This is a genomic window from Psychrobacter pygoscelis (genome assembly GCF_004335015.1).
Taxonomy (GTDB): domain Bacteria; phylum Pseudomonadota; class Gammaproteobacteria; order Pseudomonadales; family Moraxellaceae; genus Psychrobacter; species Psychrobacter pygoscelis.
The window spans coordinates 47,501-62,610 of record NZ_RQRU01000008.1; the positions used below are offsets into that span (position 1 = coordinate 47,501).

The 15,110-nt window shown below is 42.3% G+C and carries 11 protein-coding genes; 2 read left to right on the forward strand and 9 right to left on the reverse strand.

Annotated features, from left to right (window positions below; all coding sequences use genetic code 11):
* Positions 1-235: 235 nt before the first annotated feature.
* From EGV92_RS13210 to EGV92_RS13230, 5 genes are all read right to left on the reverse strand, one after another.
* On the reverse strand, positions 236-1,876 hold the full coding sequence (locus tag EGV92_RS13210) for a long-chain-fatty-acid--CoA ligase (RefSeq protein ID WP_131669778.1): 1,641 nt from the start codon (positions 1,874-1,876) through the stop codon (positions 236-238).
* Positions 1,877-2,402: 526 nt separating this feature from the next.
* Positions 2,403-2,702 (reverse strand): DUF3325 family protein, encoded by a 300-nt coding sequence (locus tag EGV92_RS13215; RefSeq protein WP_131669779.1) that lies wholly within the window; start codon positions 2,700-2,702, stop codon positions 2,403-2,405.
* Positions 2,695-4,374 carry a PepSY-associated TM helix domain-containing protein gene (locus EGV92_RS13220; protein WP_131669780.1) on the reverse strand — a complete coding sequence of 560 codons (1,680 nt, stop codon included), beginning with the start codon at positions 4,372-4,374 and terminating at the stop codon, positions 2,695-2,697. Before EGV92_RS13220 ends, EGV92_RS13215 begins: the two co-directional genes overlap by 8 nt.
* 78 nt (positions 4,375-4,452) lie before the next feature.
* The gene (locus EGV92_RS13225) at positions 4,453-4,740 is read right to left on the reverse strand and encodes a DUF3649 domain-containing protein (protein ID WP_131669781.1); all 288 of its coding nucleotides are present in this window, start codon (positions 4,738-4,740) and stop codon (positions 4,453-4,455) included.
* Positions 4,741-4,858: 118 nt separating this feature from the next.
* Positions 4,859-7,117 carry a TonB-dependent siderophore receptor gene (locus tag EGV92_RS13230; RefSeq protein ID WP_131669782.1) on the reverse strand — a complete coding sequence of 753 codons (2,259 nt, stop codon included), beginning with the start codon at positions 7,115-7,117 and terminating at the stop codon, positions 4,859-4,861.
* A 387-nt stretch (positions 7,118-7,504) separates the two neighbouring features.
* On the opposite strand from EGV92_RS13230, the gene EGV92_RS14290 reads away from it, so the two are divergent.
* Entirely contained in the window at positions 7,505-7,633 is a 129-nt protein-coding gene (locus tag EGV92_RS14290) for a glutathione S-transferase family protein (RefSeq protein ID WP_278248270.1), read from the forward strand.
* Between the two features lie 179 nt (positions 7,634-7,812).
* On the forward strand, positions 7,813-8,217 hold the full coding sequence (locus tag EGV92_RS13235) for a hypothetical protein (RefSeq protein ID WP_131669783.1): 405 nt from the start codon (positions 7,813-7,815) through the stop codon (positions 8,215-8,217).
* 178 nt (positions 8,218-8,395) lie between these two features.
* Here the strand turns inward: EGV92_RS13235 and EGV92_RS13240 are convergent, their stop codons facing one another.
* The 4 genes from EGV92_RS13240 to uvrB all read right to left on the reverse strand — a co-directional run bounded on the left by EGV92_RS13240 (position 8,396) and on the right by uvrB (position 14,722).
* Positions 8,396-9,775, reverse strand: coding sequence for a hypothetical protein (locus EGV92_RS13240; RefSeq protein ID WP_131669784.1), 1,380 nt, complete (start codon positions 9,773-9,775; stop codon positions 8,396-8,398).
* 577 nt (positions 9,776-10,352) lie between these two features.
* A complete protein-coding gene (locus EGV92_RS13245) occupies positions 10,353-10,766 on the reverse strand; it encodes a hypothetical protein (RefSeq protein ID WP_131669785.1) in 414 nt (137 codons plus the stop codon).
* A 372-nt stretch (positions 10,767-11,138) separates the two neighbouring features.
* Entirely contained in the window at positions 11,139-12,191 is a 1,053-nt protein-coding gene (locus EGV92_RS13250) for a pyridoxal phosphate-dependent aminotransferase (protein WP_131669786.1), read from the reverse strand.
* Positions 12,192-12,607: 416 nt separating this feature from the next.
* Positions 12,608-14,722 carry an excinuclease ABC subunit UvrB gene (gene uvrB / locus EGV92_RS13255; RefSeq protein WP_131669787.1) on the reverse strand — a complete coding sequence of 705 codons (2,115 nt, stop codon included), beginning with the start codon at positions 14,720-14,722 and terminating at the stop codon, positions 12,608-12,610.
* Positions 14,723-15,110 lie beyond the last annotated feature (388 nt).

Sequence of the window (15,110 nt, forward strand, 5' to 3'; positions counted from 1 at the left end):
TAGAATAGCAAACAAGCTGCTGGTTTCAATAATTAATCATGCTATAAAGAGGAATAACATTTACGCGAGCGCTTGCGATGATAGCTGCTAGACGCTGGTAGCTAGCTTGACAGTTGAAGTGGCGAAACTTTACAGCCATAGTCCTAAAGTTGCTAATAATTCATAGACATATAAAACCAAAGCAGCCCATCATACAGATAGGCTGCTTTGCATTAATCTTAGATCGTTTTGTTAATTAGTCTACCAAACCACGCTCAATAAGAAGATTGCCATACTGTTCACGCAAGTCTTTTTTGAGCATCTTACCTGTCCCACTTATAGGAATAGCATCGACCAAGACCACAGCATTTGGGATCTGCCACTTGGCAATCTTACCCAGATAATGATCGATAAGCTCTTGCTCGGTGACTTCATGGCCAGGTTCTAACTGCGCGATGATAACGGGGCGCTCGTCCCACTTAGGATGGTTGGCGGCGATGGCTGCGGCACTGGCGACAGCAGGATGGGTGGTGGCAATGTCTTCAAGCTCAACCGATGATATCCACTCCCCACCTGATTTAATAAGGTCTTTGGCACGGTCTCGAATCATTAGGTAACCATCTTCGTTAAGCGTGGCAATGTCCCCAGTATCAAACCAACCATCAGGCTCAAGCGCTGACTGTTCTTTATTAAAGTAAGTATCTACAATCCAGTAACCTCTAATCTGTACATTACCGGGAGTCTTACCGTCATTTGGTAGCAGCTTATTATTCTTCTCTGCATCCACAATACGCAGCTCTACGCCAAACGGTGGTCGGCCTTGAGACAAGCGCACCTTTAACTTATCTTCATCAGACAGATCTTTGTGCTTGGCTTTTAGCTGGTTGGCACTACCTAGAGGACTGGTCTCTGTCATGCCCCAAGCATGCAACGTCTCACAGTCAAAATCATTATGAAACGTACGAATCATAGAAGATGGACACGATGAACCACCGACTACATTACGTTTGAGGCTTGGCAATTTCGTTCCCGTCTCTTTAGCAGCGGCCAGCAAAGTCTGCCAAATAGTCGGCACACCAACCGCCAAAGTCACGCCATCTTTGTCAATTAAGCTTGCCAGACTATGACCATCAAGATTAGGCCCTGGCAAGGAGACAGCCGCGCCGACCATTGCTGCTGCATAAGGTAAGCCCCAAGCATTAGCATGGAACATGGGTACTACCGGCAGCACCACATCGGTGGCCGACAGACTGATCGAATCAGGTAGACTAATACAGAAGCTATGCAACACTGTGGTACGGTTGGTGTAGAGCACGCCTTTAGGATTGCCGGTGGTGCCTGAGGTATAGCATAAGGAGCTTGGCGCATTTTCGTCTAGCTCCGGCCAATCAAACTCGGCAGACTGATTGTCCACGAGGTCATCATAGAATATTACTTCAGGAATCTGCGCTCTAACCTCTTCATCAGGCGCAGTCATACAGACGAAATGCTTTACTGTCTTTAGGTGCTCTTTTACCCCAATAACCAGTGGCAAAAAGGTTTTTTCAAAGAACAACACCTGATCTTCGGCATCGTTAATGACATAGATAATCTGCTGGGGAAATAGTCTTGGGTTGATAGTATGGCAGACCATACCACTACCGGACACCCCGTACCAGATTTCAAGATGGCGGCGATTGTTCCAAGCAATGGTGGCTACTCGATCACCCTGCTCCAAACCAAGCGCCGCTAATGCGTTGGCAAGGCGCTTACTGTTGTCGTGCAGCTTAGCCCAGTTGGTAACAGTGGTGCTGCCATCGGTCTCGCGTGAGGTAATCACAGTATCGCCATGATAGCGAGCGGCGTGTTGGATTAAGTGGCTAATTAATAGCGGGCGGTGCATCATCTTTCCGAGCATACTTTTCATCCTTGAAATAAGTTTTATAGTTTATAGTGCTGGGAATTATTGATAGAGAACAAACTGTAACTACCAAGCATACTACCGCGTCAAGACTTGCTAATACTTGAAACTTTAGATTGATCCCTATCTTCCCTGCAGGGATTATGGTTGTAACAACCGCAATACTCAGCGCTTCTTAATACAATGACTGTTATTAGCTCATCTATTAAAAAAAAGAGCAATGATTAGTAAGATTCTACAATTGTATGACAACCAACTACCTCTTAAACCTAACCCAGTTTCAAATTTGGTTCAAGTATTTTAATTGACTGTTAAAGTTTAATTTACTTTAGAGTCGTCAAGATTAGTCTGCGTTAATTCCCAAACACCGGCTGATTCTTTTAAACCAGATATAGACTTTGTACTACTAAAAGACCACTCACGAATAATTTGGGTGAAATGAGGCAAATTCGCTAAGTTAAAGTTTTAGATGCTATGTCAGAACAAAAAAATGAATATTGTTAAGTAACGCTATACGACTCTCTTATTTCACCCCTGACAACTCATATAACACCATATATAAATAGACTATTCCTGCTGCCAGACTCAAACTGCCAAACCATACCACTACAAAATAACCAGTATGGCTGGTAAAGTAGGTAAGTACAAAAGCCAGCAAACACAAACACAGCCCCATATTACGCAGAGCTAGTGACCCAAACGGCAATATACACTGTAGCTTTGGTAAAAACTTAGCACGATGGCGTTTACTGGTCATCATTAACAATGACATGCCACCTAGGTTTAATAACAGCAACAACACATAAGCCACTATGCTAGACATTGTTTTCACCCCTTGGCTGACGCTGCCTGTGCTTATATTGACTGCTTTTAGGCTTAACTTGTGCCGTTATACGCTGTTTTAACGATACTCTATACGCCATATAAGCAAATAATAGCCCCAATACAACAAACATCGCATCAAAGCTAATAAACAAAACATCGTATTGCCGGATGCTATGCAACAACCCTTGATCGGTAGTAATGGCATTCATAATAGGTGTGAGTAATAATAACCCCGCTACCAGTGCCAAACCTCTGTGCCATGCGTCATGACTGGGCGTGATTAATGCCAATAAAAAACCGAACCCCCAAATGATAAAAAATCCATGTACTTCCCAGTCTGCTCGGGCACTCATCTGCACAGGCAATAAGCGATTGAGCCATAAATAGCCTACCATGGCTAGTGGCAACCCCACCAAAGCGGTGATATTAAGCTTTTCAACCAACCAAAAGCCAAAATAAGGTTTATCAGGATTGGGGAGCTGACGACGACGTTTAACCGTCCATAATATCAACCCTGAGGCAATCATACCGCAGCCCGACCCCCCTAAACAAAAATACAACCACCGTAACCAGTCGTCGGAATAACGTCCTGCATGTAAGCCAATCATAACCGCTTGCGTGGTCACTGCCAGTGGCGGTGGATCACTTTGCTGCATAAGCTGCCCAGTCATACCGTTATAAATACGAAAGATCCTTAAAGTTGATAGCTGCTGCTTCGCTTCACCGTCAAGGATAATGACGCTTTGATCTGTATTAGGATGGTTAATACGTATTCGGCTAATATCATAATTAGGATTGCGTTGTTGCCAATCCGCTTTGGTTTCGGTGATTAAAGGTGCAATGTCTACCAGAGGCGCAGGTTGCCATTCGGTGGCGTCAGCAGAACGATAAGAATAAAGCTGATCAGACAATTTATCTTCATCAATCTTTGATAAATGCAGACCCCAAGGCATATATAAACTAATTAAAGTGATGATACCGGTAAAGGTAATCATGATATGAAACGGTAGCGGTAGCACCGATAACCCATTGTGTGCATCTAACCACGAGCGTTGTCCTTTGCCCCAGCGAAAGGTAAAAAAGTCGGTGAAGATTTTTTTATGGACGATGATGCCAGTGATGATGGCAATCAACATCATCATGGCGGCAAAGCCCACGATAAGCCGTGCCCAAATATAAGGTATGTAGCGTAAATCAAAGTGCATATGATAGAAGAAATCACCCCCTTCGCTTGCTCTGGCTATATAAGCAGTCTGCGTTGTGGGATTAAATTGCAAGTTGACATCATCTGTAGCGGTTTTTATATAAAGATCCAGATATGAATGTCGCGCATCCTTCTTGATATACCAGCTTTTGGCAGTGGGATAATGCTGTTGTAAATAATTGACGGTATGGGTAAATGCTGTGGTGCTATCTTGTCTATCTAAAGTAAACAAGGAAGTGTTAGAGGTAGACTGTGAAACAGAAGGGATTTCAGGATGCATCCATGCCGTTATCTCATCATTAAAATAGCTGACAGTCCCCATGATAAAAATAGTAAATAACAGCCAGCCCAGCAATAAACCAAACCACGTATGTACCTCAGCCATAATTTGCCGATAGCCTTTAGGTTTAGGCTGTCTTTTGGCTTTTTTGGCTTGAGATCTTTGCGAGGGTACTGTATTTGTCATGAGACTACCTAGAGAGGCTTATATAAAGTGTAAACCAGAGAGAATAAATGAAAGTTAAATAAAGGGTTAAATACAGGACTAAATGGTGAGGTAACAAAACAACCCCAATATACTGGCAATAGCGGCGATAATTGCCCATGCAAGCCATAAACGCTGCACCGAAAATATTAAAATAATTATGGCAGCACAGATAATGACACTGGCTATTTGCCCCCAATAAATAGCAGATACACGGTCTATGGGTAGCCCCAAAAAGGCAAGTGCTGTTAGGGTGGCAATACCATAGCTACCTACGATCGCTAGGATAATACGACTAGCGAGTCTTAGGTAAGGTTTATAGATAAGTAAACGGGAGGAATGTATCATAATCAGGCTAATGGTGGTTGAGAGCTAAGATTATTAAAGTTAAGACTCAAAAACGGCAGAAAAAAGGCAAATAGAAGCTGTCTATTTACCTTCTTTGTCGCTTAATAAGACTGAGTCACTACCATTTATAAGTGATTTTGCCCATCACATTGATTGGTTCGCCATAGGAAATTTGATCAAGTCCCCAAGGGTTGCTGACAACATATTTTTTATTAAGTAAATTATTAACATTAACTTGAATGCCCAAATTATCAGATATAGCATAACGAGCCATGGCATTGACCAATGTGACAGGGCTTTGACTATATTTTTCTGGTTGTTGAGTTTTTGGGTTGGTTCCAAATGAGTGATATTCGCTTAGCCAATTTACCCCCGCCCCCACAGTCAGTCCACTTATTTTGTCCGATAAGTCATAAGAGGTGAATAGCTGGATATTGGTGTTGGGAATAGTGGTGCTGATGGGCTGATTTTTGTTATCTTTAGCGTGATAGTGGCTATAGGCTAAGGTCGAATTAATATTATCACTAAGCTTACCAGTGACTTCAACTTCTACCCCTGTGCTGGTTGTGCCTTTTGCCCCATAGTAAGCTTGCTCAGGTGGCGTTGTACCTGTAATTTTCTTATCTCCATCTGCTTGGGCGACATTGTCCTGTAGGATTTTGAATATATTTACTTGGCTGGTTAAGCTACCATCAGCATTGCTGCTTTTTAGCCCAATTTCATAATTTTTACCAGTGATGGGATCGAGGTAGTGACCATTGATATCCCGTTGTGTCTGTGGTTTAAAGATATCACTGTAGTTGGCATATAGTGTGTGAGCATCATTAAGTTTGTAGTTAACCCCTGCATAAGGTGTTACTACATTTTTGGCTTCCGTTGAGACATCTGTATCAAACTGAGTGCCCTTAGCGGTATAGTTAGACAGTCGGCTACCTAAAATCAACGATACTGGCTCAGCTAAACTGACTTTAGCCGCCGCAAAGACTGCTGATTCTCTAAAGGTAGCATCAGAGCTTTGCTTAGTATTGCCCCATGCGGGTTCAGGATAACTACCGTCCCATGTGAAAAAGTTTCTGGCTGGTGCTAATTTTTCTTTATCAAATTGGTAATCGTAGGACTCTAGATCATTGTTATTATAAGATGCACCAGCGATAACCTGCTGTGGTTGTCCAAAAGCTTCAAAGTCACCTGTCAGTGTGCCTTGAAGATTGGTTTGAGTGCGTTCTGTATCAGCAAAATATACGTGGGGTCGAGGTCCTATGCCAGTATCGGCATCGACGGTACTGCCATAATGATAATACAGCTTAGGCGAACTTGTGGCATTTTGATAGCTGCCTTTTAGAGCTACAGTCCAGTTATCATTTATATTATGGTTGATATTTGCAAAGTACTGCATAACATCAGAGTCCCACCTTGCCCAATTGGGACTATCATTTTTACTGACATCCCAGTCAGCATGTGTTCCGTCACTTAGATAGCTTGGAAGCCCACCCCACATGACGTTATGATTTTTATTATGTTGGTAAGCTGCGCCAATATTGGCAGTGGTATTATCACCAATATCCGCATCAATAGTCACATAAGCAAGCGTATTTCCTTTGTTTTCACGCTCAATAAAGGTGTCACCATCTGAATAACTGGCGATGACACGCCCACGTATATCACCATCTTGGGTCAGCGCTCTACTATGGTCTATAGACACACCATAGTTACCAAAGCGATTGGCAGTGGCGGATACTTCTGTGGATGGTACGGTGCTGTTGGCATGTTTGCGTACCAAATTAATATTAGCAGAAGGATCGCCTGCTCCACTCATAAGCCCTGTCGCACCACGTACCACTTCAACATGATCATACATCGCTGTATTAGCACCATATTCACTCATGGCTGCTTGTTGGATAAAGTTGACATTCATACCGTCAACTTGGAAGTGATTTATCTCAAAACCACGAGCAGAGAATCCTTGCCGTGTACTATCAAATTTGCTCACTTGAATGGCTGGTGTATTATTTAGTACATCTACTAAAGTGTTTAATTGTTTGTCTTTGATCTGCTGATTGGTAATAACACTAGATGATTGTGGTGTTTCTTTGGTTGATAATGCTAATCCTGTCGCAGTGCTAGTAATAGGTATGGTATACGCATTTGTATTTTCAGTAATATCAGTTGCAAGGTTGGATGTGACGACGACGGCAGGCAAAGTGACCGAAGGAATATCTTCACTTTCCTTATCTGTGCTATCAATAGTATCTAAGTTATCTAAACTATCTAAGTTAGCTATAGTACTTACTTCTGCTGCATGTGTAGGCATCGCCATAAATAGCGCTGTATTAATAGCAACAATTAACGGTGAATACTTAAAATATCTTGATTGCATATAGAAGCCTTAAATGAATTGTTAGTAAAATTTATTGTTGAACAACATTATTAATATATAAAAGCCCACAAAACCTTTAAAAAGTATTATTTATACTTGAATTTTTAATAAATTTATTTTAAAGATATACTTGATATTCAAGTATTGGCGCAAATTTTTAGATTTTATAAAATGTTGTGGGAGCATAGTTAAAATAATAATTATTGTCAATATCATTAGCATTTATGATTATTTATGTATTTTTATCGGATAAACCATTTGCGGTTCAATTCAGTCTTAGAAGGTGTCATTACAAGACTCTAATAGGCATTCCGTAGGCATCAACGGCCAAATGTATCTATTATCCCACCCTACTTTTGTTTGGGAGTGCTAGGCGATGCGCCAAGTTTGGCAGACATTAGCCTCTATACCTACACCCATAGTGCAGCAGACGGTGGACTGGCGCTCACTCAATATCAAAATCTACTCGATTGGCTTAACCGCATTGAAGCCCTTCCCAACTTTGTGGCGATGTAAGCTATCTACAGAATGCGAAACCACCCTATACGACGAAAACGCTAATACCGTCACTCGCTATCTTAAAACCTATGCTTACGCCATAGACCAGTGGAAAGTAGTATAATTCCGAAGGTTAAATAGACGGATTACATTGTCCAACTCGCCACACTTATTAATGAATAATCAAGGATTACCCTATGAACAAGCGCTTAACCTCAATCTCTGCTTCAATCGCTATGCTTGCCGCCCTTGTCTTATCTGGCTGTACTACGACTGGCGGCACACCCAACGCAGGCGATGCGGTCGGTACAGCATCGAATATTGGCATGAATGTATTCAAAGCGGCTGTCGATAACACTTGCCGAAGTGAGATTGAAAAGAACAACGCTTGGCGTATTGCCCGCGTTGCGATGAACTCAGAACAAGAAGAAGCCTTAAAAACCAAGGTATGTAGCTGCGTCAGCGAGCAAGCGCTGCAACAAGTCACTATCGTCGATATGACCAATGCCGCTATCGATAAAGAATACCGCGCGAAGCTAGTTACCAAAGTCGTGGCGAAGTCGCTTCAGTCTTGCTATGCCAACTTTACTAAAAAGAAATAACTTGGTTGATGTAATAAGAAGACAGTCAGCTTAATTGACTATATTTGCAAGAACCGTTTGCAAGAAGCCTAGATACAAGGGTGGGTTAGCGATAGCGTAACCTGCCCTTATTTTATCGAACTATTCTTGAGATTTCACTTTGATACATCTATGCTTCTCTTCATGTGATTTAGATGACTCAACTGTGAGAAACATACTCCTTAGTTATACCACAACTCTTACACTTTGCTTTAAGTACCGCATCCTCCATAGCTATATCTATAAGTGTAGAACCACAATCTAAACAATATAAGCTATTACTATTTTCTAATTCTTCTTGAAAAAAATATCTAGGGTATAATTCTTCAGACCAATATTTACCAATAGCTTTAGTAAATCCTGCATCCTTATCTTGTAAGACAAAATCAAATAATATTTGGCTTAAATAAGATCTTGGTGCTCGAGAGTCGCGATTATATTTATATGTAGACCAATTTTCGTTAATCGCTCTTTCGCCTAAAGTAAGCATTTTATTTGGTATAATATTAGCTGCATGTTTTTTGCTTTGGGCCTGACCCTTTGTATAAAAAATATGCGCGTCTTCTACTGATTTTTTAACAAAGTAATAAATCTCGCTTACTGCAAAATTCTCTAATAATTGATTAACTACCTCTCTTGTTTTCTTTTCAGCAGTAAAATTTAATCGCAATTCGTCAGATTTTACATATAAATACTGTAAAACTTCTTCTACAGACAATTTATAAATTAAATCATGTAAGTTATGCTCCCATTCAATCCGTACTGCTTCTCTAAGTTCAGTGTAGGTCTTATTATAAACCTCACTTAGACTACTACGATAAGTTCCTTCTAATGAAATATTAACGACCCAACGTACCTGCCTTAGATAGAATTTCTGAAAATCATCTTCTTCACAAAATGCAGTTATACTTGAATCTGGATCTACAACAATCACTCTTGACTTGAGTAGATTTTTGATGCATTCCGTATCCATAAGAGATGTAGGTGAAAGTTGAATAGTCCTACGAGGGTCATCTAGAGATAAAATATAGTCAAACTCTTCATCCGTTTGCATTCTAAATAGAGTAAGAAGTACTATTTTTTGAAAGAACGTCAAATCATCATATGGAACAGGTTCGTATCTATCTAAATTATAAACCTCTCGAATAGCATTTCTTTGTCTCGTTTCTTTAGCTAATCTTTCTCGATGCCGAATAGTTAAGCAATTCTCGCACCTACACTCTCTTCTATTGTAGTCATTAGTGTCTATAAAAAGCTTATGCTCACATTTGTAACATTCAATTGGTATAGTATCCCAACTAGAGTAGCTTTTACTTTTACGCTTTGAATACATAGGTACACTACAGTAAGGACATAACTCATTTAAAAGCTTCCTTGGAGGAAATACTGTAATTAGCTTATTAGGAGTAACGTTAATTCCATACTCTTCTATAAGATCAGCATTCTTTGCACCATTAAGGTATTTTTGATATAACTCTTCAATCTGTACTTCTGAAAGGTGTTGAATTTCAGCAGCCAATTCGATATCTTTCTCATTCATAAATGACTCACATTATCACTCTTTATAACTTAAAATATTTTACATCAATATTTTTTGCATTTGATACAAAATATTAAACATCGTCGTAAATTTGACTATCTCTATTTATTTCCATGCTGCCTACTAAACGCTTGTTATAGGAGGAAAATATTTACTAGAGCACAAAAGAGTTCCTAAGAATGGAATCTTTGGTCTCAACTTATACGTTGGGCTCCCACACTAGCCTACCACCCCAACCCTACTGATTCAGTAAAAATTAGCTATAGCTCAACTTACGTAATGCTTTTTAGCCCTGACTGAAGCGGTTATCCTGCTCGACTGGGCGGGCTGCGGTGACTAGGCTTTGGGGTGGTATCGAGGCAACAGTAACGCCCCAAACCGTGTCACCGCCTCGCCTAGGTGAGCAGATAGTAGCAAAAGGCAGGATCAGCTCCCGTATAGCTATCCCATCAAAAAACGCTAAATCAATCCCCATTAAAAAAGTGAGCTACCCAATCGGTAACTCACTTTTTTATACATATAAGTTAAGCGCAAAGCGCTAATATATAAAACCCAGTAAGAGGCTTGGCAAACTTGCTTAAAATTTGTCTTTGGTTGGCAAGGGTCGTGCCGTAGTGGGCGTGTCCACAGCAGAGCCGCCTATGGCTAATGGCGCGGTTGAAGGGAGGATTCTACTTTCATGAAAATATTTAGACTCACCGTCAATAACTTTGTTCACACCGTCGATAAGATCATCGATGACATCATCATACAGCCCGTGATGCAGCTCGGTCTCAAACGGGGTGAAGGGGTGCTTGCGCGCGGCTGACCTGACGTCAGTGATACCAAACTTACTATAGAAAAGATCGACTCGGCCATCACTGTTTAACACACAAATTAATTTTCCACTGTCTACTTCTAATTCTATACGCTCTGGCATAAAGATATAGTCATCGACATCCATGAGTTGCTTTTCGACCCCACGCTTTAATATTGATTTAATGTCAAACATAAATATATCCTTAATTATAAAAATTTATAAACTCGATCAAGTGATCGCAATGCTGGGCAAACTAATATCGCGCCGAACTTTGCTTTAATGATTCTTTAATTAATCCAAATACTTGCCGTTAATAGCAGTGACAACTATGCTCTACTATTGGCTTAATAATAGTTTAGCTTAGTGCCACTTTGCTTGATATCACTGATGCTACTAATCAAGCATATACTATTGGAGTGTAACTTCCTAGTATCAAACTATTGAGCAGTATAAGCTTTATGTTAGGCGTTGTATAACATGGTTTGATGGCGACAAACTACAGATTATTCTTTCAACGCTGGTCAGGAGGTCTTAAGCTTAATCTCTAAAGCTACCTTGAGCCAATCACACCCAACCTTGCTCACGGAAGGACTTTAGGGCTTTGATAAATACTGTCATCTCTTCAGGAGTCCCTAGCGTCAGTCGGTTAAACCCTTGGATAGGGGGGAATGCTCGACCCACGACGATGCCGTGCTCACGCATTCTATCGATATAGGTCGTTACATCACCTTTTATCTCATGAAAGATAAAGTTGGCCTGTGAGGGCAGATAGCGCAGACCTAGCTCGTCTAGAACCGCTTCGACCATTTGCCGCGATTGGATCGTGGTACGCAGGCTCAAATCCAAATATTCTTTATCATCTAAAGTCGCTAAAGCTGCAACTGCTCCAGATAGGTTGGTATTGTCAATGGACACAAAGGCTTCGATTGCAGAGGTCATGTGTAGATTGGCAATGGCATAGCCCACCCGCATGCCCGCTAAAGCACACAACTTTGAGAAAGTGCGAACGACGATTAAGTTATCCGATAAGCCTACCCTCACCCACTCGACACCACTCTCAAAGCTTGGGTCAGTGACGTACTCGGAGTAGGCCTCATCGAGCAAGAAATAGTGGTTATCTGGCGCAGAGGCCACCCAAGCCTTAAACTTAGCTGTGTCAGTGATGGTAGCGGTTGGGTTATTCGGATTGCACAGATAAAATAAGCTAATACCGTCGAAGTCGTTAGCGACCTTCTGAAGATTCTGAAAGTCTAAATCATAGCTCTCAGCAGTAAGCTCTACTTTGACGACCGGTATACCCAGCAGAGTGGCGTATAGCTCAGCATAGGCAAAGGTGGGGTGCGGCACCACGACCTGAAACGACCTACCTGTGGTTAAGGCTTTGTTGTTCAGCATTTGTACCACAGTTCGGATGTTCTCGCTTGAGCCATTACCCAAGGAGACATTGGCCTCGGTCACGCCATTGATATTGGCGATTCTATGAATAAGGGCAGCGCGTTGATCATCGGGATAACGAAAGCCGATGTCTAAAGTGTTAACAATCGCTTGTTTGGCGGCATCAGACATGCCAAGGGAGTTTTCGTTAGAGTTTAACTCTAGTAATTGATGGGTTTGCAAAATAGATATCACGCCTAGTTGATCAGTGGGTTAGAATGTTAATTAAGGCCATATTAATTCGCAATCTTTTGGATTACAAGGGCTTGCTCTATTATTGAGTAGACACGCCGTTCAAGAGTAAGCAGATAACCGCGCTATTGTCGTTTAACAATAAGAATTGACCGTTTTGAGGTGGTACTTTTTGCTTGAGAACGTATTAGGTATAAAAAGGTTCTATAGAAAAAGACTTAATAAAAAAAGGTGAGCCACCCAATCGGAAGCTCACACTTTATAATGCAGCATATTAAAACTTTTCGGAAGAATCGCCCTACTGCCAACCTCTCTAAGCAATAACCTTTGCGAGCAGCGGTTGCAGTGTCATAAATAGCAGCGTTAGGGTAAAAAAACTATCGTATCGCTGCTAGATTATCTGCGGCCTAAATAAGATAAGCCTTAAGCGCCATTACCTTATCACGCAGTTTGGCAGCGTCCTCAAACTTGAGCTCACGCGAGAGCTGCTTCATCTCTTTCTCCAAGTGGGCGATCTCTTTGGCGAGCAGGTCAGGACTGCGTAGAATCTCGATATCGACATCTGGCAAGCCGCTTGAGCTTGGAATGGCTTGATTATCATTTAAATCGTCCTCACTCTCCCCTGTGTCGATTTTGTCAGTGATACTGCGCCGAGCAGACTTAGGCGTGATGCCATGCTTGAGGTTAAACTCAATCTGCTTTTCACGACGGCGCTCAGTCTCTTCAATAGCCTTTTCCATACTTGGGGTAATGCGGTCAGCGTATAAAATAGCCTTACCATTGACATGACGGGCGGCGCGGCCAATCGTCTGAATCAAAGAGCGCTCCGAGCGTAGAAAGCCCTCTTTATCGGCGTCAAAGATTGCGACTAAGGACACCTCAGGCATATCAAGACCCTCACGCAAGAGGTTAATACCGACCAGCACGTCATGGACACCTGTACGCAGCTCATGAATAATCTCCATCCGCTCGACCGTATCGATGTCTGAGTGCAGATAGGCTACTTTAATATCATACTCTTTAAGATAGTCAGTGAGGTCTTCGGACATTCGCTTAGTCAGCGTGGTAATAAGTACGCGCTCATTGAGCTCACGGCGTTTGGTAATCTCCGATAGCACGTCATCGACTTGAGTCAGTACTGGACGAATCTCAATCTCAGGATCGATAAGACCTGTCGGCCGCACAACCTGCTCGACGACTTGCTCGCTTTGCTCTAGCTCGTACTGGGCTGGCGTTGCGCTGACAAAGATAGTAGCGGGCTTGATACGCTCCCACTCTTCAAACTTCATCGGTCGGTTATGCATAGCACTAGGTAGGCGAAATCCATAATTGACGAGATTTTCTTTTCGCGACCTATCCCCTTTATACATTGCCCCAATCTGTGAGACGGTGACGTGCGACTCATCGATGAATACTAGTGCATCGGCAGGCACATAGTCGAATAAGGTCGGCGGCGCCTCCCCTGCTGGCCGGCCTGAGAGATGCTGAGAGTAGTTCTCGATACCATTACAGTAGCCAAGCTGCTGAATCATCTCAAGATCGTATTGGGTACGCTCTTTAATACGCTGCGCTTCAACGAGCTTGTCGTGTTCACGGAAGTATTTAAGACGCTCTTCAAGCTCCGCGCGAATGGTATGACTTGCTGCTTCAAGTTTATTACGCGGGGTCACATAGTGCGACTTAGGATAGATAGTGATACGCGGGACACTGCGCACCGTCTTACCCGTAAGAGGGTCAAACCAAGATATCTTCTCGACTTCATCATCAAACATGCTGACCCTTACAGCCAGCTGCTCAGACTCAGCTGGATAGATATCAAGCAGCTCGCCACGAAGGCGATAGGTACCACGGCCGAAGTCCAACTCATTGCGCGTATATTGTAGCTCAACCAAACGCTTAATCATCGCTGTGCGGTCTACACGGTCACCGACGACGATATGCAGGAGCATTTTAAGATAGCTTTCTGGATCGCCCAGACCATAAATAGAGGATACTGACGAGACAATAATTGCATCCCGGCGCTCGAGCAAAGCGCGCGTCGCTGACAGACGCATCTGATCAATATGGTCATTGATGGCACTGTCTTTTTCGATAAAGGTATCGCTAGCCGCAACGTAAGCTTCCGGCTGATAATAGTCGTAATAACTGACAAAATACTCGACGGCGTTATTAGGAAAAAAGGATTTGAACTCTCCATACAGCTGAGCGGCAAGAGTCTTATTATGCGCCATAATAATCGTCGGGCGCTGACATTTTTCGATGACCTTAGCCATCGTATAGGTCTTACCCGAGCCAGTCACCCCAAGCAACAACTGATTATCCATACCAGATTCGACACCTTTCACCAGCTTTTCGATAGCTTGTGGCTGGTCACCAGCAGGTTCAAATTCAGTAACCATCTCAAAGGCGCGACTGGCTATCTGCGTGCCGGACGCATTGACACCCGTGATTTCAGCTTCATCTTGAAGCTGCGTGGCCAGTTGATTGAGTTGACGAGATGAGCGAGGTTCAGGCATGCGCATAAGTGAGGTCTTCTTATTTGATTATATTGTTGCATCGTAGGGTGTATGTGGGGATTTTTTGCCTTTTTTAAAGTGGGGTTTTGGCAGAAGCCACTGGCAGTCAGTCGCTTTTATCATGTCATAAGTTACACAAACTTAAGTTACACAAATTGAAGTCACTAGATTTTATACGCCCTTTACGGCTCAAAAGTGTGCTGATACAGTCCTTATATCCTCAATCCAATCAAGACTTGACTCAGTGTCAAGGATATAAAGAGTCATGGCTATATAGTCGCACCTAAATAAAATAGTGTCATCGTCATATGGTGCAGAACTGGTATAAATTTTTATAATGAACTGACTGCCGTCTTAAGTTCATCATAGTGTCTAACTATAAAATCCATATTAG